22 protein-coding genes are annotated in these 19,777 nt (G+C 41.6%); 11 read left to right on the top strand and 11 right to left on the bottom strand.

Annotated features, from left to right (window positions below):
- The first annotated feature begins 498 nt into the window (after positions 1-498).
- Complete coding sequence (locus tag H6G74_RS27870) at positions 499-1,257, top strand: class I SAM-dependent DNA methyltransferase (protein ID WP_190970812.1); 759 nt, start codon at positions 499-501, stop codon at positions 1,255-1,257.
- Between the two features lie 67 nt (positions 1,258-1,324).
- Here the strand turns inward: H6G74_RS27870 and H6G74_RS27875 are convergent, their stop codons facing one another.
- Both H6G74_RS27875 and mobV read right to left on the bottom strand, forming a co-directional pair.
- On the bottom strand, positions 1,325-1,993 hold the full coding sequence (locus tag H6G74_RS27875; RefSeq protein ID WP_190970814.1) for a hypothetical protein: 669 nt from the start codon (positions 1,991-1,993) through the stop codon (positions 1,325-1,327).
- A gap of 57 nt (positions 1,994-2,050) precedes the next feature.
- Positions 2,051-3,847 carry a MobV family relaxase gene (gene mobV, locus H6G74_RS27880; RefSeq protein ID WP_190970859.1) on the bottom strand — a complete coding sequence of 599 codons (1,797 nt, stop codon included), beginning with the start codon at positions 3,845-3,847 and terminating at the stop codon, positions 2,051-2,053.
- A 1,634-nt stretch (positions 3,848-5,481) separates the two neighbouring features.
- On the opposite strand from mobV, the gene H6G74_RS27885 reads away from it, so the two are divergent.
- Together H6G74_RS27885 and H6G74_RS27890 are read left to right on the top strand one after the other, a co-directional pair.
- Complete coding sequence (locus tag H6G74_RS27885; protein WP_242051367.1) at positions 5,482-5,775, top strand: HU family DNA-binding protein; 294 nt, start codon at positions 5,482-5,484, stop codon at positions 5,773-5,775.
- Positions 5,776-5,884: 109 nt separating this feature from the next.
- Positions 5,885-6,211, top strand: a complete 327-nt coding sequence (locus H6G74_RS27890) for a hypothetical protein (RefSeq protein WP_190970816.1) — start codon at positions 5,885-5,887, stop codon at positions 6,209-6,211.
- A gap of 7 nt (positions 6,212-6,218) precedes the next feature.
- Here the strand turns inward: H6G74_RS27890 and H6G74_RS31865 are convergent, their stop codons facing one another.
- The 6 genes from H6G74_RS31865 to H6G74_RS27920 all read right to left on the bottom strand — a co-directional run bounded on the left by H6G74_RS31865 (position 6,219) and on the right by H6G74_RS27920 (position 9,501).
- Complete coding sequence (locus H6G74_RS31865) at positions 6,219-6,551, bottom strand: hypothetical protein (protein ID WP_390850196.1); 333 nt, start codon at positions 6,549-6,551, stop codon at positions 6,219-6,221.
- Positions 6,512-7,990, bottom strand: a complete 1,479-nt coding sequence (locus H6G74_RS27900; RefSeq protein WP_190970818.1) for an alpha-amylase — start codon at positions 7,988-7,990, stop codon at positions 6,512-6,514. The genes H6G74_RS31865 and H6G74_RS27900 overlap by 40 nt, the downstream gene beginning before the upstream one ends.
- Complete coding sequence (locus H6G74_RS27905) at positions 7,966-8,220, bottom strand: hypothetical protein (protein ID WP_190970820.1); 255 nt, start codon at positions 8,218-8,220, stop codon at positions 7,966-7,968. Before H6G74_RS27905 ends, H6G74_RS27900 begins: the two co-directional genes overlap by 25 nt.
- A 168-nt stretch (positions 8,221-8,388) precedes the next feature.
- A complete protein-coding gene (gene rpsU, locus H6G74_RS27910; RefSeq protein ID WP_015115835.1) occupies positions 8,389-8,577 on the bottom strand; it encodes a 30S ribosomal protein S21 in 189 nt (62 codons plus the stop codon).
- 70 nt (positions 8,578-8,647) lie between these two features.
- On the bottom strand, positions 8,648-8,953 hold the full coding sequence (locus H6G74_RS27915; protein ID WP_190970822.1) for an RNA recognition motif domain-containing protein: 306 nt from the start codon (positions 8,951-8,953) through the stop codon (positions 8,648-8,650).
- Between the two features lie 356 nt (positions 8,954-9,309).
- Positions 9,310-9,501, bottom strand: a complete 192-nt coding sequence (locus tag H6G74_RS27920) for a hypothetical protein (RefSeq protein ID WP_190970824.1) — start codon at positions 9,499-9,501, stop codon at positions 9,310-9,312.
- Between the two features lie 212 nt (positions 9,502-9,713).
- Here H6G74_RS27920 and H6G74_RS27925 point away from each other — a divergent pair, with 212 nt between their 5' ends.
- The 4 genes from H6G74_RS27925 to H6G74_RS27940 are packed head-to-tail and all read left to right on the top strand — an operon-like array spanning position 9,714 to position 12,024.
- Entirely contained in the window at positions 9,714-10,349 is a 636-nt protein-coding gene (locus H6G74_RS27925; protein ID WP_190970826.1) for an AAA family ATPase, read from the top strand.
- A complete protein-coding gene (locus tag H6G74_RS27930) occupies positions 10,336-11,232 on the top strand; it encodes a ParB/RepB/Spo0J family partition protein (RefSeq protein WP_190970828.1) in 897 nt (298 codons plus the stop codon). The genes H6G74_RS27925 and H6G74_RS27930 overlap by 14 nt, the downstream gene beginning before the upstream one ends.
- A gap of 4 nt (positions 11,233-11,236) precedes the next feature.
- Entirely contained in the window at positions 11,237-11,581 is a 345-nt protein-coding gene (locus H6G74_RS27935; RefSeq protein ID WP_190970830.1) for a DUF2281 domain-containing protein, read from the top strand.
- Positions 11,581-12,024 (top strand): type II toxin-antitoxin system VapC family toxin, encoded by a 444-nt coding sequence (locus H6G74_RS27940; protein WP_190970832.1) that lies wholly within the window; start codon positions 11,581-11,583, stop codon positions 12,022-12,024. The genes H6G74_RS27935 and H6G74_RS27940 overlap by 1 nt, the downstream gene beginning before the upstream one ends.
- A 124-nt stretch (positions 12,025-12,148) precedes the next feature.
- On the opposite strand, the gene H6G74_RS31655 is transcribed toward H6G74_RS27940, so the two are convergent.
- Positions 12,149-14,152 carry an MASE1 domain-containing protein gene (locus tag H6G74_RS31655; RefSeq protein ID WP_190970834.1) on the bottom strand — a complete coding sequence of 668 codons (2,004 nt, stop codon included), beginning with the start codon at positions 14,150-14,152 and terminating at the stop codon, positions 12,149-12,151.
- A gap of 284 nt (positions 14,153-14,436) precedes the next feature.
- Between H6G74_RS31655 and H6G74_RS27950 the strand changes: the two genes are divergently transcribed.
- From H6G74_RS27950 to H6G74_RS27965, 4 genes are all read left to right on the top strand, one after another.
- On the top strand, positions 14,437-16,050 hold the full coding sequence (locus H6G74_RS27950) for a serine hydrolase domain-containing protein (protein WP_190970836.1): 1,614 nt from the start codon (positions 14,437-14,439) through the stop codon (positions 16,048-16,050).
- Between the two features lie 132 nt (positions 16,051-16,182).
- Entirely contained in the window at positions 16,183-16,425 is a 243-nt protein-coding gene (locus tag H6G74_RS27955; RefSeq protein WP_190970838.1) for a hypothetical protein, read from the top strand.
- A 229-nt stretch (positions 16,426-16,654) separates the two neighbouring features.
- Positions 16,655-17,149 carry a DUF4365 domain-containing protein gene (locus tag H6G74_RS27960; RefSeq protein ID WP_190970839.1) on the top strand — a complete coding sequence of 165 codons (495 nt, stop codon included), beginning with the start codon at positions 16,655-16,657 and terminating at the stop codon, positions 17,147-17,149.
- Positions 17,146-17,691 (top strand): hypothetical protein, encoded by a 546-nt coding sequence (locus tag H6G74_RS27965; protein WP_190970841.1) that lies wholly within the window; start codon positions 17,146-17,148, stop codon positions 17,689-17,691. The genes H6G74_RS27960 and H6G74_RS27965 overlap by 4 nt, the downstream gene beginning before the upstream one ends.
- On the opposite strand, the gene H6G74_RS27970 is transcribed toward H6G74_RS27965, so the two are convergent.
- A complete protein-coding gene (locus H6G74_RS27970; RefSeq protein WP_190970843.1) occupies positions 17,684-18,676 on the bottom strand; it encodes a tyrosine-type recombinase/integrase in 993 nt (330 codons plus the stop codon). The two genes, H6G74_RS27965 and H6G74_RS27970, sit on opposite strands and share 8 nt — an antisense overlap.
- A 449-nt stretch (positions 18,677-19,125) precedes the next feature.
- A complete protein-coding gene (locus H6G74_RS27975; RefSeq protein ID WP_190970845.1) occupies positions 19,126-19,659 on the bottom strand; it encodes a DUF6429 family protein in 534 nt (177 codons plus the stop codon).
- Between the last annotated feature and the right edge of the window lie 118 nt (positions 19,660-19,777).

The raw sequence follows: 19,777 nt of genomic DNA on the forward strand, positions 1-19,777 counted from the left end.
GTGTCTAAAAATATCAGTGTTCTTATGTCTCTTAATTTTATAGCCTGAAAGTCATTCACCGCAGTACTTTCAGGCTATCTTGCCCCTGGTGACAGCTTCGCTATATTTACCCCAATTAAAAATCTATACCTGACTGGAGCTGATACACTTTCAGTCGGCATTATGGGAGCGATGATGGGTGGAGTGAAAACAGCAGGTGTTTTAAATGGGGCATTCGGCTTTTTTAAGATTATGGCAACCATCATGAGAAAGTGACAGAGAAAGTTGGGGTATGAGTATCATCAGAACAGAAAATCGGTATCAGCTTAAAAGCCTTATTCGCTAAGGATTTTCCTGATAACGAAGGTCATTAACTTCAACTTATTATCGAGTCACTACTCAACGAGAAAATAAGGGTTTCAGCCTTGAAATATTATTGTATTACTCATGTAATACTTCTTCACCCGGTTTTCTGCGCGAATGCTACTCATACCCCATAATCAGGAAATTAAGAAAATCATGATTGGTCACAAACATAACAAACTAATGTACGACAAATATGGTGAGCGATATCATTTGAAAAGAAACAATGAAGAAGATAATCTTTGGAATGAATACCTAGATATTCCATCAATGACTAAGTTGATTGAGAAGAATGTTAATCAACGCAATGTGTTAGATATAGGCTGTGGCTCTGGAAAATTTGCTGCGAAAGTAAAATCGTGGGGAGGAAACGTTATTGGTCTAGATCAGTCAAGCACAATGATTGAGATAGCTCGAAAAGAACATCCCGAAATAGACTTTTATGTTGGTATTGCCGAAGAACTGCCATTCGGTGATAAAAGTTTTGAGCTAATTTATAGCTGTTTAATGGTTCACTACGTTAAAGAGCTAAGTCCGTTATTTACTGAAGTTGCAAGGGTAATCCGAAGCTTTGGTAAATTCATCTTTTCGTTTCATCATCCGTTTGATGAAGTGACTAATAAATTTTGGAATGGTCGTACTTATGACGTAACGATGCGCCCATATTTTCATAATGATGAATATCGATGGAATATGTTTGATGACATGGAATTAGTAAGTTACCATCACACTTTTGAGACAATATTCACTTCTTTAAATGAAAATGGCTTCGTAGTGGAACGTCTAATTGAACCAACCCCAAATCATTCAACCAGGGATAAACATCCAATATTTTATGAAAGAACTTCCAATTATCCATCGTTCTGCGCCATAAGTGCAATCTATCTACCTAACTCAATACCTTTAATGCCCTAATTACCAATCTGCTGTTATCAAGCTCTTGATTCCACAATTGGGCTATTTCGTGGAATGCGGCCGCTCCTTACTTATCAAACCTGATAGTCCAGCAGTCCGATTGCAAATCATCTGGGAGGGAAGCGGGGAACTCATCACTAGCATCTATCATGACGCTAAAGTGAAGAGATGCTTGATTTCCTAACCTTTTGATTTCACGCAACCACTTTGCTAGGTTATTACCCATAACATCAGGATTAGAAGTATCAAGAATTAACAGACGTACTCCGCTATTGGCCATACGTCGCAGCCGTTTTTCAATTTGCTTCGATGTAATTGATGAGGGTTTAATGCGGTAGGGGTCAGCAACATCGAAACTCATGACAGCCACACTGTATCGACCAACTTTTACATGAACACCATTATCAATACTGCCCATGAAAATGAAAATTTCGTGGTGAGCGGGGCAGGATTCAAAATTAACTACATTCAAAACATTAGTGGCAATTTCATGATTTAGATGTTGACGAGTTGTTTCCTCATCCAACCACAACATTTCGCCGCCGTCAGAAAGTGGGTAAATGAATTCACCTAAAATAGGGCTAAACTCCCCCACATTAACCAAAGCAAACCCTTTACCAAACTCTCGTTTCATCTGATTTATCTGCTTAAACGCCCTCCGAACAAAAGTTGCATCTTGAAGCGTTTGTAAGCAGAAGTCATTTAAAGCTTGCTGCAAAATTGAATTGGCATCCACAACTATGAGTTGTACTCCCAGAGTATTCCTTAAGGTTATTTTAGTATGTTCAATTTTTTAAAGACTCAAATCATCATCCTGTTCCCGTCGTTGCTGCTGGCGTAACTGCCGCCCATAATCAATAAGTTGCTGATTCCAGTCAGCCGTCTTGCACTTGAGCCGCTTGGACTGTGGCAATAAATCCTTAACAGCCCGTGCAGCAGCTTCTCCTGCTTCATCTGGGTCAAAAGCCACCTGTACATTAGGAATATGCCGTAATTGCTCAACTCTTAAACTGTTGGGGCTATCAACTGCCATGTACAACGTTCTTATGGGTGGCACGTCGCCTCTAACTTGATACTCCAGCATGGCTATTGACATAGCATCGATGGGCGATTTACACAGCACTAGTTTCTCTGGTGGGTCAGTCGGCTGTCCGCCCAGGTGGAAGTAAAACCAGCCCTCACGCCGCTTAGTCCCTTTCTCATAACCCTTAAAACTGTTATTTTCGCCCCTTGTCCCACGCAAAAATGCACCTTTAGCATGGGGTAAATCGCTAAGATTCCGCATCACGAACACAGCATTTTGTTGATCATCAGCGTAAATTAGTCCCCGTTCGTGGAGAGCTTGAACCAGATTTTCTCCTATCCCTCGTTTTTGGGTGAGATAGTCAGAGACTAACTGCCATTTGGCTTTATCCTCAACTGGTAGCTGGAATTGTGGACGAGGTTCTGACTGGATAATCTCACTTGTCGCATTCCTGGCGTGAGCGATCGCCGCTTTTTCTGCCCCAGCTTCCCCAAAGCGGTCACTGAGCCAAGCGATCGCCTGTCGAAAATTACAAGAGTTAACGTGCATCACCAAATCAATTGCACCACCGCCGCCCTTGTGTTGCTCCGGTGAAAAATCGTAGAACTTCGAGCCATCTATATTAATGATGTGACCGTGACCCCTCCACCGTTCATGATCATGATTTAGCCCCAACTCCCAAGCGACATCTTCCAAGGGCAGGTCACGCAGTTGACTGGTTGATTCCAACAGTTGCACTCGTTTTTCAAGTCGCTGCCGTTCCTTTTCACTATCCCTAGCCCGTTGTTCGGCACGGGATAATCTTTGCGCCATGAAAGCGCGGTCAGCCAATTGGTGGTTAATGGCTTGGAAATCGTCATGCTGCTGAATCCGGGCAATGTAAGTCCTGGCTGATTCAAATGGTGTGGGTGCTAATTGGTTATTTGTAATGACTGCGGTGAGTGGTTCGCTGTTAACCGCTTGGTAATATTCCTTTACCTTGGTATGGGTTGCCTTGCTGCCCTTCACCCCCCGTTCAATGCCCAAAGGCGCGAGAGCCTCCGCGTAGCTGTCTTGGAGTTTGGACAACTTAATGCTGGCAGCCCGACCATCACCGCCGAACATTTCTTTATGACTTAGTTGCTTAGTCTTATCGTTGATAGGAACGACGTAAGCATGAATGTGGGGAGTAGCTTCGTCCAAGTGCAATTCTGCCCGGACGCACTTATCACCATAGTTGGTCTTTAACCAAAAGTAAGAAGCAGTGGCGAAATCGGCCATGCGCTTATCGTCCCACTCACCAGCCTTTGACGGGTCATGAGGGCGGAAATATTCAGGCGATGCCGACAAGAAAATCTCACTACACAGCACGGCATCCTTACGCGGTTTGTGTTTAGTGGTGCTGGCTATCTTGGTTTTTACCAGTTCTTCGAGTGGTGTACCGTCCTCCATACCAATCAGTCTGATATTTTTTTTAGTGGTGTCAGCGTTTGGGGTATCTTGTAAACGGGCGGTATGCTTTTCGCTACCCCCAACATTGCCGAAAGACTTGAGTTTCTCAACGCGCAGAATCGCCAAAGCCGCCATTGATTTTCTCTCGAATTTTACAAGTGTGCCAAAGTTGTGCAGAACCCCCGCAGGGGCGAACGTAACTTCTGCGTCTTGAGCGTAGCGAAAGATGGGCGCAGCCCACCCGAAGGGCGTAGAAGTGTAGTGAGTACACCTCCATATTAGTACCCCCATCCCAAAGCTTTCTGCTACCGCCCATCCATCGCCATCAATCGAAAGCCATTGGTGCAATCTAAGAGCTAAAATTGCACAGTTCTGCACAGAATTAGCACAATTCGGTACGGCTAATTTGGCACTTTTGGTCATGAAGATGCACAAGTTTTGGTCGAAAACTGTGCAAAAACTGTGCAGAATTAGCACTATATAAGTGCTGATTTGCACATCTTTTGTGCTGCTCTAAAACCAGCAAATTAACCAGCTATTAGCATGACTGACATTGAGCAACAGCGACGGTCTTAGTAAGCCGCAAACCCTGATGATTCAAGCTAAAATCAACTTTTATATAGAAGGTTGGAGCTTAGGAGTCAGCCCCAAACCTGAACAAAAACTGTGGGCGGAATGGAATAAACCAGTGGTGTTAGGTGATGGGAGCTGCTGCTTTTGGTAAAAGTGAAAGCCAGAAAGAACTCAAATATAGAAAGTGCTGGCTGTTCTTGGTGGCTCTCATTGAACTAAACAATATTTGGAATTACAGATTTTCTTGCTCAAGTAGTGACTCAATTGAAACCGATTTTTTGAAGTACGTTTGCAACATTGAGGTATTATTCAGCCTCAATCAACTCATTTACTGCACTGCCTGTTAAATTACGCCGCTTTAATTTCTTTCATGGCGCTATAGCGTCAGCCATTTCACTCTCACCTTGTTAAGATAACTTATCCCCAAAAAATCCAATTTTTAGCCCAAAACGCCCTTCAAAAATGGCTCTTATTTGGAATAGCAAAAATAACCATAGTAAGTATGGTTATTTTATTCTGCCACCGCAGAATTGTTGACAGCCATTGACTGCCGTTTCCCTGTGACTGCCTTTGAGCAGTCTTTGAGTTGCGATTTGAGATGCTCTAGAGCAGTCATAGCGCAGTTGTAGAACAGCCTACGACTAGTCGTAGAACAGTCCGAGAAAATAGTAATCTGGTATACAATTGAGAGAATTAAAAACCCACTAATTACATAGACTTAGTGGTGATTATGACTGAGCTTATCAAGGAAAGAATCACTATTGTAGTTTAATTGTAGTTCAATTGTAGTGCGTTGGTAGTAAATCGAGTGGCTGTGAACGCGATTTTGTTCTGATGATGCTGTTGAGTCAAAAAAAACTGGCCAAACAAGATTGCGTACTGTGCGAGAGTTTTAGTCAGAAATTTTTGCGGTATAAATCAAGGTCATAAATTAGGTTTTTGGGGTCAAAATCCTTATATTTACCTTTGGTTTACCTTATAAATGCCATTAGAATGCCATTGGGAAACCTTATTTTTGGCAGAATAACCAAATTTTTCAAAAAATCAATTTGTGGCAGTAGTAAATCCTTATTTCTGCCATTGGGATGCCATTGAAATACCATTGGTTTACCTTAAAAATGCCTTTTTGAGAAAATCCTTGTAAATACCTTATAAATTCCTTTGAGGTTAAATAATAGTTAGGGTACGAAGTTTATATGAAACCAAGAAAAGTTAGTATCAGTCCGCCTAAGATGTCTGTTGATAAAAAGGAATTGGTACGCCGCGTTCAAGAACGGTTGAGTAAACAAAATGGAGCCGTTGAAGAAATTATTGATGCCACAATAGAAGAAATTTATGAATCGCTAAAACAGGGGGACAGTGTTGCTCTACGGAACTTCGGCACTTTCTATGTCAGAACAGGGCGAGAGTGTTGGGTGTTCAAGTTCAATCCCTCGCAAAGGTTACGTCAAGCGTTTGGTTGGTCGTCAACTCATAAGCCCAAGCCCTAACATAATCTGAAGGTGATATTTCTGCCGTGCAGTCAAGTTGTGGCCAACATCAAGCCTGATAAAATTCAGTAGCGAAAAATTTGAGTTTTAGATGAGTCAGGGGCGAGGTATGCAAGCAAAAAGCGAAGTCACAATCAAATTTAGCGGTGAATTACCAACAGCTACACCGGCAGCTAACAAGAAAGTTGAAGTCTCATTGACTGACCAGAACGGTGTAGTGTTCACTGCTTTGATTAATGCCAAAAGCTGGCGCAAGGCTGAAGCTAATGCCTTGGAGTTTGGGGATTGGGCAGGGGCTATATCTGGAAAGCTGGGTCAACGAACAGATTCAGGGTTTGAAGTAGTTGATGCAGGAGTCCAAATTTTCCAGAAGAAAGCGAAGGAGCCTAAACCAGATGTAGAGGCTGCTTCTGAAGTAGCTGGTGCAAGTTCATAGGCGTGTTTCAAGCACTCATGAGCAAATTTCTACCTCTGCAATCAGAACTTGGCAGAGGTAGAAGCATTTTCAACCGCAGATTCCACGCAGACTTCCGGGGAGACAGTTCCAGGGGTTGTGGAGTCATATCCACATAGGGAATCTTGCTGAGGATGTGGTAAACACAATTCAGGCGAGCGCGTTTTTTGTCATCTGCTTTGACGGTGAACCAGGGTGCTTCGGGAATAGGGTGGCCGCCGAGATACCTGCAAGTGCGATTCGAGATCCATCGGACTGAGTTTCCACAAATTTGAATATGTTTTATGCTTGAATCCAAACTGATACTGAACCACCTAGACAACGAAATTCACCCCAGCCCCATTCATTGGTATATACAGCTTCTTTAATATGTTCAGTTAAGTCAATAAACTTAGTATTGGGTTTACCAACTTCCATCCATTTAGAACCTTCTGAACCATCACTCATAATCACAGCCATTCCTTGAGGATGATCTGCATCACCTAAGCGTGTCCAACCAATAGTATTCCAATGGTCTAAATAGTTGTATTGTGGCCCGTAAGCATAATGTTTACGGGCATAAAGTAACTTATCAATAATCCAACGGTGGGAGGGCATAAAAATATTGTAACGATTGCCATCTTTCCCCCAGTCTTCATACTCTGCACCGTAGTAGTCAGCATGAAAGACACAAGGATAGCCTTCTTGTCGTAACAAAATAATGGCGTAAGCTAAGGGTTTAAACCAAGGTTCAACGACAGATTCCAAAGCTTGTAACGGCTGAGAATCATGATTTTCGACAAATGTCACAGCATGGGTAGGGCGTTGTTGCATCATTGTGCCATCCAAAATCCGGCGCATATCATAATTGCCTCCAGATTTGCTGGCTTGATGAAAGTTGTAATGTAGTGGTACGTCAAAAACTGACATTTTGCCACGAACAGCATCAACATACCAAAGCAGAGTATTAATATCGTTATACCAATACTCTCCTACCATAAATAAATCTTTACCAGCGTGGCGTTCTAGTTCATCTATCCATTCAGGAAAGAACCATGTGGAAATATGTTTAATAGCATCAATGCGGAAACCATCTACTTTTGTAGTGTCAAGATACCACTTACCCCAGTAAGTAACTTCACCGCGCACCCACTCGTTTTGAAAATCGAGATCACAACCCATCAAATAGGCAAAGTTGCCTTTTTCTAAGGCTACGTAGTCGTCAAAGTTTTTACCTTCTAATAAATAGACTGTGCTGCGATCGCCACTATTATATTCGTTATAATCAACAGCATCAAAATGCCACCAATGCCACTCAAAGTTAGAATATTTGCCTTGCCGTCCAGGGAAATTATAATGAGTGTAGGTCTTAATATCTTGTAACCCACCTTTAGGATTCAGGCGATCATCTTGAGGAAAAGGAGTGGCTTTTGGTGTTTCTACTGCATCACCACCCATCTTATGATTTAGTACCGCATCAGCATAAACTTGCAGACCATGCGTTTGCAGAGATTTAACCGCATCAAGATACTGCTGACGTGTACCATATTTCGTCCGCACTGAGCCTTTTTGATCAAACTCACCTAAATCAAATAAGTCATAAACACCATATCCCACATCAAACGACCCAGCAAAGCCCTTGTAGGCTGGTGGTAGCCACATGGCTGTAAAACCTGCATCTGCTAATTCTGGTGCTGAAGCCTCAACTTTACTCCACAAGTTCCCATCGTTAGGGATGTACCAGTGGAAATATTGCATCATTGTGCCATTAATCTGTGCCATGTCTCTTTGTGTCTGTAAATATCACCTTTGACGAGAGATACAGTCGAGATTGGTGGTAATTCGGAATTTTTCATGCGATTTAATTCCGAAACTCTGGAAGAAATACTTAAGAAAATGGAGAGCAGGGAACAAGGGACAATAAATAAGTATATATTTGGCACGGTGATGCCGGCTTCGCTGAATTGAGAAGAATCAGCATCATCACTCGATTGTGTAGAATTGAGTAGCATAAGGCTTTTAGAGTTTGATGCTTTTATAAAAGAACTAAATGGGTAACTCTTGCTACTTAGAAGCCAGTAAGGACTACCATTGCTTAATTTTTGCTTACTGCTGCTAAGTTCCATAGAAAAAACCCTCATAAACACTATGAGGGCATTCATTAAAAACTATGTCAGTTCTCAAGTGCGGAAACGTCTTTTACCTTGCTTTTGTAAAGCCAGTTTTTTGCGCTTGGATTTCTCAATAGGCGTTTCAAAGTGACGATGCTTCCTCATGTCTTGAAAAATCCCCGCCTTGGAAACTTCTCGCTTAAATCGGCGTAACGCTGACTCAAGATGTTCATTTTCACCCACTATAATTTGGGTCATTCTTTCTCCTACTAAATTGCTTGATCAATGGCCTAAAAATTGGCTCTCTCTTTTAATACGGTTTCAAAGCTTAGTAGCGTCCGCGTCCACCACCACTATATCCGCCACGTCCACCACCAGACGAACCTCTGTCTTCTTTGGGCTTGGCTTTATTAACTTTCAGGTCACGACCCATCCATTCAGCACCATCAAGACCATCAATAGCAGCATCTTCTTCTGCATCTGTTCCCATTTCCACGAAAGCGAAGCCGCGCGGACGACCTGTTTCCCGGTCTTGTGGTACTTGAACCCGCTTTACAGTACCATATTCAGCAAAAATACCCTTAATATCCTCTTCCGTAACTTGGTAGGAGAGGTTGCCTACATAAATTGACATTGATTTTCTCCAAAATTTTGAGTGTGTAGAGATTTAAATTTCGGAGAAAAGTCTGTAAATACCAAAAGGGTAAAGCCTGTCAATACTAAAAACAAAAATACTCACCAAATTAATTCTCTTTTTCTAGGATGACATAAAAGCCAATTAGGTGCATCCAGTAAAGGTTAATAAATGGTTAACCCTGATGTGATAAGGCAGCGTACGCTCTCGCAGTCAAAAACCCAGTCGGAATGATTGGGCTTTTGATGGGGTTATATTCCCAAGAGCAAGTTATAGAAGTTCTGTATAAGTGGCTTTTCTTTCCATGACTACAAAAGCTAGATCGCAAATTCCAGAAAATAGTGGACACGAAACTTTCAATTACCCTGTTCAATCCACTCACGCCCTGCCTTTTCTGCGGCTTCTGGCGTATAGTAAAGCTTGCCCTTACCAAACACTGCACCACCAGCACTAATTAACCGGAATTGCCAGCAATCAGCCTCTGTGTAAAACACCAGCAGAGTAAAGTTATGAATGCCAACAATTGAGTGAATTTTGGTGGTATTCATTAGCGTTCTGTAGCTCAAGCTCTACCCAAGTTTTACCAAACTATTTTCTTGGAAGAAGTAATTTGTGAACAGGCACTTTGGGGTATGTGGTTTTTTTCGCAGCATTCGGGCGTTTGACTCTTTTCATCAACCAAGCGAAATTTGTAGCGAAGAACCGCATAATTAATGGCAGTAATCTTAAAGCCAAGCTGAAAAATTATTAGGCAGAATCAATGTTAATTGGTGTTTTAAACAGAAAGGGTGGCTGTGGAAAATCAACTACAGCAGTTCACCTTGCTTACTGGTTAGCCCAGAGAAAGCATAATGTGATAGTTATTGACTCGGATGGACAAACAAGTTCCAGTCTGTGGCTAGAAAAACTTAACTTACCTTCTTTAATTGTCAATGATCCAGATGATTTATTTGACCAAATTACGCTGTACTCAGGACAGTATGATGCAGTTATAGTGGATTCTCCAGCAGTGCTTGGCGAAACAGCTAAAGCCGTATTGTTGAGTGTTGATTTTGCATTAGTGCCTGTGCAGCCATCAAATCTCGATCTACTAGCAACTAAAGATATTGTCCGTTTGGTCAACCAAGCTCAGAAAATCCGCAAAGGGACTCCAAAAGCAGCGATGTTTTTAAGTCGAGCTTCAAAAGGAACTGTATTATTAAGGGAAGCCCAAGAGGTTTTATCCCAAACTCAAGGGCTGACTTTACTGAAACAAGTGATTTATCAGCGACAAGTTATTGCTGATGCACCAGGTCAATCTGCTACTGTTTTTAGTATGTCTGGTGATGCGGCATATCAAGCTGCAAAAGATTATGAGCAGCTTTTCGAGGAGGCTTTGAGTTATGGCAAGGCGTAATAGCTTGAAAGATGATTGGAAATTTGAGGCTACGGAATCCAATGTTCATCAAATATCTATCGATTCAATCATTCTTCCGTCAAACCAACCTCGCCGCTATTTTGACCCTCAAAAGCTTCAACAATTAAAGGAGTCAATTTCCACACATGGAATTTTAGAACCATTATTAGTTCGTCCTGCCCCCAAAAATGGTCAGTATGAATTAGTAGCGGGAGAGCGACGTTATAGAGCTGCAAAAGAAGCAGGCTTAACTTCAATTCCTGTAACTGTAAGAGAATTAACCGATGATGAAGCAGTTCAACTAGCCCTTGTTGAAAACCTACAGCGTGAGGATCTCAACCCTGTAGAAGAAACAGAGGGAATTTTGCAACTATTAAGTCTCAAACTTAAAATCGATTTGGCACAGGTTCCTTCTCTTCTTTACCGGATGCGAAATGAAGTGGTTGGCAATACTAATCAAAACGTTTTGATTAGTTCAGAATCCCAGCAAATTCAAGCTGTTTTTGATAACCTAGCATTTATTACTTGGGAGTCTTTCGTTACAACTAGGCTAACACTACTAAATTTACCAAGTGAAATTTTGTCAGCACTGCGAACAGGCAGAATTGCTTACACTAAGGCTCAAGCCATTGCTCGGTTAAAAGATGAGGACAAGAGAAGAGCATTACTGGAGGATGCGATAACTCAAAACTTATCTCTTGCTCAAATCAGGGAGCGGCTCAAAGCATTTCTACCTGCCAAGGAAGAACCCCAAACGCTAAAGCAGAAGATGCAAGAGATTACCCATCGTTTTCAAAAAGCAAAAGCCTGGGATGATCCAAAAAAACAGAAAAGATTAGAAAAGTTGTTGATGCAAATGGAAGCCATACTAGCAGAGGATTAAGTATATGACTATTAAAGAACTCCTGCTCCAAGAAATTGAATCATCTCCAGAGTCTCTCCTTGAAGAAACGCTTGATTTTCTCCGCTTATTGAAAACTAAGCAAGCAGCAGGAGAAAAAGAGCCGCAACACCCACATATTCAGCCAGAAGCAGCAGATTCTAATACCCAAAATCAACCACACGAAAACTCGACAGAGAATTCTCAAATACCCTATCGTCCAGCTTCTGGCCGTTCCATACTCAGACACGCAGGCACTTGGGCAGGTGATGACTTTGATGAGTGTCTTCAGTCTGTTTACGCGACTCGTGGCAAAGCCAAATTCGATTATGATGTAAATCCTTTTGAGTAATGTACCTGCTAGATACTAACCACTGTAGTGCTATCATCCTTGGCGAACCAAACGTTATTCGTCGAATAACTGAAGTTGGAGAATTAAATATTGCTACCTGCGTAATTGTGCAGGGTGAACTTACATATATGATGGAAAATTCTGCACAGAGGGAAACTAATCTTGTTTCTTTGACAGAATTTATAGAAGATATCCGCATCTACGGTGTTACAGAGGACACGGCTAATATTTACGGTCAACTCAAAGCAGCCTTGATGAGACAATTTGGCCCCAAAGAGAAAAGCAAGCGTAGAAAAACTCAGGTGACAGACCTAGGCTTTGATGAAAATGACATTTGGATTGCTGCTATAGCTCTACAAAACGGTCTTAGCGTTGTGTCAGCCGATAGCGACTTTCAGAGAATTCAACAAGTGAGAACATTGTCTGTTGAATCTTGGCTGTAAATCCCAAGAGATGGGATTTAACAAAGTAAATGACAGTAAGGCGAAAATCTAAATTTGTTAATTGGCGAAAGTTTGCATAAGACAAGCGTTCGCTTCCACAAAAAACTTAGGAGAGAGATTTGAATTAAACTATCTTGTTCAAACAGTTAATTTTTACAGGAACCTCAATCACAAACTTTGTGCCTTGCCCCAATGTGGAGTCACACCAAAGATTACCACCATGCTGCTGAGTCACAATTTGATAGCTTATAAACAAACCCAAGCCAGTACCTTTACCAACAGGCTTAGTGGTGAAGAAAGGATCAAATAGTTTAGAGCAAATTTCTTCTGGAATACCTATTCCATTGTCAGAAATTATAATCCTCACTTGGTGAGTATCAATTTGACAAGTCTGAATCCAAATAGTGTTGGGGTTGTCACAAATGTCTTGGAACGAACGTCCCTGATTAGATTCTTCTAAGGCATCAACAGCATTGCTCACAAGATTCATAAACACTTGATTCAAGGAGCGGGCATCACATTCAATCAGTGGTAAATAACTATACTCCTTAATCACCTGAATCGGTGGACGCTCCTCTGTTGCTTCCAATCGATGTTGTAAGATTATCAAGGTACTATCAATTCCTTGATGAATATCTACGGCTTTCAATCCTGCTTCATCCAAGCGTGAGAAGTTCCGCAGTGATAACACAATATCACGGATGCGCTCAGTACCAATTTTCATGGACTGAAGAATATTGACCATATCTGAGCGTAAAAAGTCCAGTTCAAGCGCATCCAATTCTGCGTGTAGAGTTTGAGGTGGATGAGGATAGTGGTGTTGGTAAACTTGCAATGCCTTCAACAAGCTTTGGACATACTCAGAAAGATGAATTAAGTTGCCATGAATGAAATTAATCGGGTTATTGATTTCATGGGCAACTCCTGCCACCATTTGTCCCAATGCCGACATTTTTTCACTCTGAAGCATCTGTAATTGGGTCTGCTTCAGTGTTTGCAGTGTTTGCTGAAGAGTTGTATTCTTTTCCTTCAATTCTTCAGTCCTTTGCTGAACCCGAACTTCCAGAATTTCATTAGTTTTGGCTAATTCAGCAAAAGCTGAATGCAGCTTAGTTTGAGCTTGTGTCCTTTCGGAGTTGGTCGCTGTCAACACCAGAATAGTTAGCGTAATCACACCAATAAACGATTGGAGTTGAAGCAAAGATTGGTTGAGATCCTCACTCGCAAAACCGCCTTTGCCATTGACAGTTGCAATCACAGCACTCGCCGCCACGATAAAAGTTAACAGCGTCGCACCCGGTTGACCCAATCGAAAGCCAGACCAGATCAACATCGGAATCAACATATATTCCAGATGATACCCCTCACCAAAAGCGACTTTGCTGATCAGAATAACCAACCCCATCAGGGTAACTGACTCTACCACAAGGAAACAGAATCTTAAGCGACTTGAGGAAACTGGGAAGTGCTGAATTTGAGACAGATTTTCAGCATCCTCTAACGTTGAACGAAAGAATAACCATTGCTGAATTGAATGACGGCTTTTTTGAATTAATTGCCCCCAACTCAGAAGAATCGGGGTGACGATAAAAATTCCCGAAACATTAGAAATCCACCAAGTTAACCACACTGTTCCATACACTTTCCAAGGAACTTTACCACTCAGCGCCAAGCAAGCTACTCCAACAGTTGCATTGATGAGCGGCCCCATCATCCCGGTTAAAATCAAAAATTTGAATACATCGGTGACACGTTCCAAGGGATAGCGAAAGTTAGTAGCTTTCCGCAACAAGAACGCACCAAAAATTGTCCCCAAGGTTGTTCCGAACGCAATACCCAGAACAGGTAGCGTCGAAATCACCAAGGATAAGAAACTTGTGGCATCTTGGAATGCCCAGAAATTGGCGAAAAATGAACCCAGCAAAACACCATATCTGCTCCAGTTACCAAACAATAAAACAGCACCAGCAGCAATTCCATCCGGTGGCCAAACAGGAGTCACGTCTTGAGGTGTGGAGGCAAGATAACGTGAAATTTCAGCCACTTTATAGTATGTGAATGCCAAAACAATAGTACATCCAATTTTCCTAAGCGTACGAGCGAATATAAAGGGTTTTTGTTGAATCATCTGTTTACTGGCTGCTTGATTTTAACGCTGCTTTCTAAACATAGAATGCCCTTTTCCTTAATTGTCGAAACATACAGCAGTTTCAGCAAGTGCCTCAGATATAATTCCTTGCCCAGTACATTTTAGACAGACCATAGCTCAACATTACTGAGTCTGGTTGTGAGAATTGATAAAAGCTGATGAACCCGATTGGTTCATTGCTTGTACGTATTTGGATAGCATGGCTTAATAATCGACGCTTCGTACAATAATAAGTAAATAAGTAATCTTTCAAGCTTTCAATAATGACACTCCCATCACCAAATAAAGTCGATGAATTATTTTCTGAATGGGATAAACCAGGCACTCCTGGTTTTGCTGTAGCCATCATCAAAGATGGTAAGACTGTCTATAAGCGCGGCTATGGTATCGCTGACTTAGAACACAACGTAACGATTTCTCCGAATTCGGTCTTTGATATTGCCTCAACGTCCAAGCAGTTTACAGCGATGTGCATTGCTTTACTTGCAAGAAAGGGGGAACTTTCTTTAGATGACGAGATCCAAATCTACATTTCAGAGATACCCAGATATGAGTATCCCATTACTGTGCGGCATCTGATTCACCATACAAGCGGCATTCGTGATTACCTAACCCTCATGGGGTTGGCAGGAATGCGATGTGAGAATGAGTATCCTGAGAACGAAATCATTGGTTTAATAGCTCGTCAAAAAGAATTGAACTTCAAGCCAGGAGAGGAGCATTTGTACAGCAACTCAGGATATTTTCTTTTGGCAGAAATTGTAAAACGTGTCTCCGGAGAATCTCTTGCGGTTTTTGCTGATCAGCATATTTTCAGTCCGCTTGGGATGAAGACAACTCACTTTCACGATGATTTCACAAGGATTGTCAGGAATAGAGCGATTGGCTACTCTGTGAGGGACGAAGGTAGCTTTCGGATTGATATGTCTATTTTTGATGTCGTGGGTGACGGTGGTATCTATACCACAGTTGAGGATCTATGTATCTGGGATGAGAATTTTTACCAAAACAAATTAGGAGGATATGGGCAAGACCTGATCGAAGAAATCATTACACCTGGAAGATTGAATAGCGGCGAAGTGATAGATTATGCCTTTGGTTTAGTTATAGGGCATTACCGAGGATTAGAAACCATCAGCCACAGTGGTGGATGGATGGGTTACAGATCACAGATGCTTCGATTCCCCAAACAGAGATTCTCTGTAATTTGCTTGTCAAATTTGGGCAGCACTGAACCGCCAGAACTTGCCAGAAAAGTTGCAGATATCTACTTAGTTGATGACTTTACTGAGCAAAGCATAGAATCTGTAAGCCGCCAAACCCAAATAAGAGAAATTCCATCGGTTGATTTAGAGAGAAAAACTGGTTTTTATCAAAACCCAAAAACAGGAACCGTTTGGGAGTTATTGGTCAAGGATGGGAAATTAAGCGTGGAATTTGCTGGAATGAGCTTTACACTTGCTCCTGTGAGTTCAAGTCATTTTGTCATCATAGATATTCCTTATAATGCCGATGTTGAATTTGAAGAGTCAGGTTTAGATGAACCCTCCCATCTTTACGTTTGTGTGGATGGCAAAACACGCGACGTTTTCCAACGGCTAGACTTTGCTCCTCCTGATTCTGAACAGTGGATGGATTTTACAGGAGAGTATTATTGCCAAGAGTTAGATGTCACCTACAGAATCAGTATAGAAGACGGAGAGTTGCTGCTAAATCGAAGAAATTCTCTTCGAGAAACCCTCAAGCCAATTAACAAAGATTTACTGGAAGGTATGGACATCACTTTGCAGTTTGTCCGTGATGACTTTCATCAAGTTGCTGGATTCAATATGAGGGCAGGATATGGAGGTGTCAGAAACATTCAATTTGTGAAATAAAAAGACGCAATCTTCTAAATCAATTCTGATATCGAGTCACTCATCTGCTGAGAGCAAACGCTGGCGGTTATCATCATATTTCAAAACCGTCTGCACTTGGGCGTGTCTGCTGAATCGCTGAGTAGCCCGGTAGTGTCCATTAAAAAACGTTTTATCGCATTTTCTCAGGACTTGTATAGAAATTGGTACAGACGGACGTATATATACAAACTCACCCAGGCAAGTCAAGACCACGGCGATCGCCTACGCTCAACCATAATCATTGCTGTTGCTGAGTATGGGCTAGTCTGGTGGATTATCAACTGGCTTGCCCCACTGCTGCACTACACACCCGCTATCAATTTTGATATCAAAAACCGGAAATTACAGACCTAGCATTACTAATTGACACCCTATCACTTCCGCAAAACGAATTTAGGTGTTCATTGATTGTAAACATTTATGCACCTCTCTACCGAGGTATGATAAACGTTATTGGAAAGCTACATTATCGGTTATTTGTACCGGGATATTTATATATGATTAAATTCTTTTAAAGTTGTAAATTTATAATAATTACCAGACCACTTTATGCAATGGAGAATTGAATAATAACAGAAATTTAATGGATATCAACCAACAAAAAGAACAATTTAGCATCACCTATATTAGAGCCATTGCTGCTGTTGCAGGTTATTCTTTATATAGACCAGAAGTAGATAACGATAGTGTAGATTTAGGTATAGTTAGCAGAGGTGGCACAGGTAAAATCCTTTCCCCTAGACTAGAACTACAACTAAAATGTACAGCTAGAGATATTCTTGAAGAAAACTATATTAAATATCCCCTTTCTCTCAAAAATTATAATGAATTGAAAATCAATGCTCTTGTCCCTCGTATTTTAGTAGTTGTTTTGGTTCCAGAAAAGATAACAGACTGGATAAAACAAACTGAAGATGAACTTTGTATTAGACACTGTGCTTACTGGGTATCCTTGCGTGGAATGCCAGACACCGAAAATACAACCAATGTTACTATTGAAATACCACGTAGTAATCAGTTTACGCCCGATGCACTCCAAGCCATTATTGAACGCATTAGTTTTGGAGATTTGCCATGAAAGTTACTATCAAAGATAGCCAAATCCTCAAAACCGTTAACCCGGAAGTGATACAGGCACATTTGCAAGCAACAGGCTGGCAGGAGACAGGGCGTATATATAATGATGCTGGGGCAATTTGGCGACTAAAAAAAGATGCGGCTCCTGAATATGAAATTTTGTTACCTCTCCAACATGATTTAGGAGATTACGCCGAAAGAATCAGCGATATATTAAAAACATTATCAACAGTAGAAAATCGTGACCAAGTTGATATACTAAGCGAATTTATTACCAATTATCCCAATTTCAATGTACAAGGTGTAGTCATGCAAATTGCTACTCCTTCCATTGATAAATTGAGTGGAGAGATTACTTTACTATGTACAATTTTTGAGAGATTGCAAGAGATTAAAACCTCACTTGCTGACCATGATTATATCTTAGCGATTAAAGCTTATCAGGAACGTTTACCAATTCACTGCACAGGTGATTTAGTCAAAGTAGACAATCATTTTATTCTGAGAAATCCTCAGAATTTCCAAATTGACATTCCTAAATAAGTTCTGATATCGAGTCGCTCATCTGCTTTTGCAAACGCTGGCGATTATCATCATATTTCAATACCGTCTGCACCTGGGCGTGTCTGCTGAATCGCTGAGTTGCGCGGTAGTTGCCATTGTTCAGATCCAAAACTGTAGTAATCGCACTGTGGCGGATGCGATGCGGTGACATCTTCTTAGTAATTCCGGCTTGTTTACATAACCCATCCACCAATCGCCTGATTGCCTCCCCGGTTAATCTTGCTCCATTCTTGTGGTAGGACAGCACCGTAAAAAGCGGGTCATCACCACGTTTTTTCTTACTCGCTTTAATCCAACCGGCGATCGCCGTTGCGGTTTTATCCGATAAGTCAAGCACTTCCTTTTGGCTACCCTTGCCTTTACCTAGAATAGAGAGCGTTTTCTCCTTGGGGTTAAAGTCATGCACATTTAAGTTGACAATCTCATTGCGACGCAAGCCATTATCCCAAAGCAACCGCAGAATCGCATAATCGCGTTTGCCTTTTAAAGTGTTCTGGTCAACCAGTGCGATAACTTGAGCATAGTCAGTAGCGGCAATACCTGTAGTGTCCCGGTAGGTTTCGACCCTTTCACCTTTGACATCATCTAAAGAGAAATTGCACACACCCAACCGCCGCCCCATTGCCACCATCGACTTGATAGCACTGAGCCGACGATTCACCGTAGCTTCAGCCAGCTTTTTCTTGATGAGATGTGCCTTGTACTTGAGAACCACAGCGACGGCATGACGCTGTTCCAGGTGCAGAAACTCTAACACTAAATCCCGGCTGGGTTCTTTCTTGGCGACAAATAAGAAAAAATCTTTCAAATCTTTTTGGTATTCACGTTTGGTATTGGGCGATCGCTTATCACCAATCAACTGCTGAATCACGTCGGGGTCATTTTCTAAAGAAAAGTCCTCACCGATCGCCAACGCCAAGGAATTTTCTAAAACACTCAGATTTTCAGGATGGATCGGTGTCATAGCGCAGCAGAGATTGGGAAGTGGAATACTCAAGCTATATCTTAGTTTAACAGGAGTAATTTTTCTTATAAGTAGTGTGAAAAATCATATTGTCGCACTATGTCGCAACAAGGTGGGGGGAGGGGTTTGAAGAGTATTTGTCAGATGATTTACAGTCAAGTCGGGCGATATCTCGAAATTTTCGGCGATGAAAGTGTAAGGATTGACGAGTCAGTACGTGATCTGACGGTAAACGAATAGGGCGGTGACAGTAACGAACACCACTATCCATCTTTTGGGGTTAGGGTGTGACAGGGTGTGTTGAGCAGAAGTAGGGATGACAATAGTTGATAGCAATATTGCTATCAAAATTTTCTGTACTTGCTTATCTATCCCGTTTGATAAATTGTCGCTATCAAGCTCGTGATATCAATTTTGAACAGCAGCCCTTGGTGACAAATTTATTTGCTTTATTCATTCTCTGATTCATCTGGTAAATCATCGTGTTCAGCAAGAGTGCCAAGAAACTCCTTGACCCCATCCAAATTCAATCCTTGTAAAAATCGTCTTGCTTCCTTAATTCCCTTTGGCGTTAAAACTACCGACTTAACTTGTTGAGGATAGCGTTGTTCTTCTATGAATCCAGCAGTAGTGAGTAAATCTAAAACATCGAAGTCATAGCTTTTCCAGGCACGCCTACCTTTAAAACATTGTTCGTTGCCTAACTCACCGTACTCATCCCCTCCAGACACATATAACAATGCAAGAGTCAGAGGCAGGGCGACGGCATTGTAACGACGGGTTTGTTCTTCGTGGATTGTCCGATCTACTAGCTCATAACCTTGTTGCCAAACTAAACCTTTGTCACTGTAGATATCTGTGCAAAGAACTAAGCCTTTTGGCGAAGTGCATTGCGCGTAAAAGCCTTGACCTTCTGGGTCGGTACAGAGGGTCACTGACCAATCATGACGGTATCGGGTTTCTCCTTTGAAGGGCTTAGTCATGAATCGATTAATTCGTCATACTTCAAGTTTATTTTTAGTTGTATTCAGTTTATAGGTAATCAGTGACATTCGTGTGAGTTAGGAGGTTTTAAGTGCCAGAATCTTCTGAGCCACCGCT

The sequence above is a fragment of the Nostoc spongiaeforme FACHB-130 genome, from assembly GCF_014698475.1.
GTDB classification, from domain to species: Bacteria; Cyanobacteriota; Cyanobacteriia; order Cyanobacteriales; family Nostocaceae; genus Nostoc_B; species Nostoc_B spongiaeforme.

Coding starts and splice junctions, on each gene's coding strand:
- H6G74_RS27870 (WP_190970812.1), top strand. CDS start 499: ATGATTGGTCACAAACATAACAAACTAATGTACGACAAATATGGTGAG.
- mobV (WP_190970859.1), bottom strand. CDS start 3,847: ATGGCGGCTTTGGCGATTCTGCGCGTTGAGAAACTCAAGTCTTTCGGC.
- H6G74_RS27885 (WP_242051367.1), top strand. CDS start 5,482: ATGAAACCAAGAAAAGTTAGTATCAGTCCGCCTAAGATGTCTGTTGAT.
- H6G74_RS27890 (WP_190970816.1), top strand. CDS start 5,885: ATGCAAGCAAAAAGCGAAGTCACAATCAAATTTAGCGGTGAATTACCA.
- H6G74_RS27900 (WP_190970818.1), bottom strand. CDS start 7,990: ATGGCACAGATTAATGGCACAATGATGCAATATTTCCACTGGTACATC.
- H6G74_RS27905 (WP_190970820.1), bottom strand. CDS start 8,220: ATGCTACTCAATTCTACACAATCGAGTGATGATGCTGATTCTTCTCAA.
- rpsU (WP_015115835.1), bottom strand. CDS start 8,577: ATGACCCAAATTATAGTGGGTGAAAATGAACATCTTGAGTCAGCGTTA.
- H6G74_RS27915 (WP_190970822.1), bottom strand. CDS start 8,953: ATGTCAATTTATGTAGGCAACCTCTCCTACCAAGTTACGGAAGAGGAT.
- H6G74_RS27920 (WP_190970824.1), bottom strand. CDS start 9,501: ATGAATACCACCAAAATTCACTCAATTGTTGGCATTCATAACTTTACT.
- H6G74_RS27925 (WP_190970826.1), top strand. CDS start 9,714: ATGTTAATTGGTGTTTTAAACAGAAAGGGTGGCTGTGGAAAATCAACT.
- H6G74_RS27930 (WP_190970828.1), top strand. CDS start 10,336: ATGGCAAGGCGTAATAGCTTGAAAGATGATTGGAAATTTGAGGCTACG.
- H6G74_RS27935 (WP_190970830.1), top strand. CDS start 11,237: ATGACTATTAAAGAACTCCTGCTCCAAGAAATTGAATCATCTCCAGAG.
- H6G74_RS27940 (WP_190970832.1), top strand. CDS start 11,581: ATGTACCTGCTAGATACTAACCACTGTAGTGCTATCATCCTTGGCGAA.
- H6G74_RS31655 (WP_190970834.1), bottom strand. CDS start 14,152: ATGATTCAACAAAAACCCTTTATATTCGCTCGTACGCTTAGGAAAATT.
- H6G74_RS27950 (WP_190970836.1), top strand. CDS start 14,437: ATGACACTCCCATCACCAAATAAAGTCGATGAATTATTTTCTGAATGG.
- H6G74_RS27960 (WP_190970839.1), top strand. CDS start 16,655: ATGGATATCAACCAACAAAAAGAACAATTTAGCATCACCTATATTAGA.
- H6G74_RS27965 (WP_190970841.1), top strand. CDS start 17,146: ATGAAAGTTACTATCAAAGATAGCCAAATCCTCAAAACCGTTAACCCG.
- H6G74_RS27970 (WP_190970843.1), bottom strand. CDS start 18,676: ATGACACCGATCCATCCTGAAAATCTGAGTGTTTTAGAAAATTCCTTG.
- H6G74_RS27975 (WP_190970845.1), bottom strand. CDS start 19,659: ATGACTAAGCCCTTCAAAGGAGAAACCCGATACCGTCATGATTGGTCA.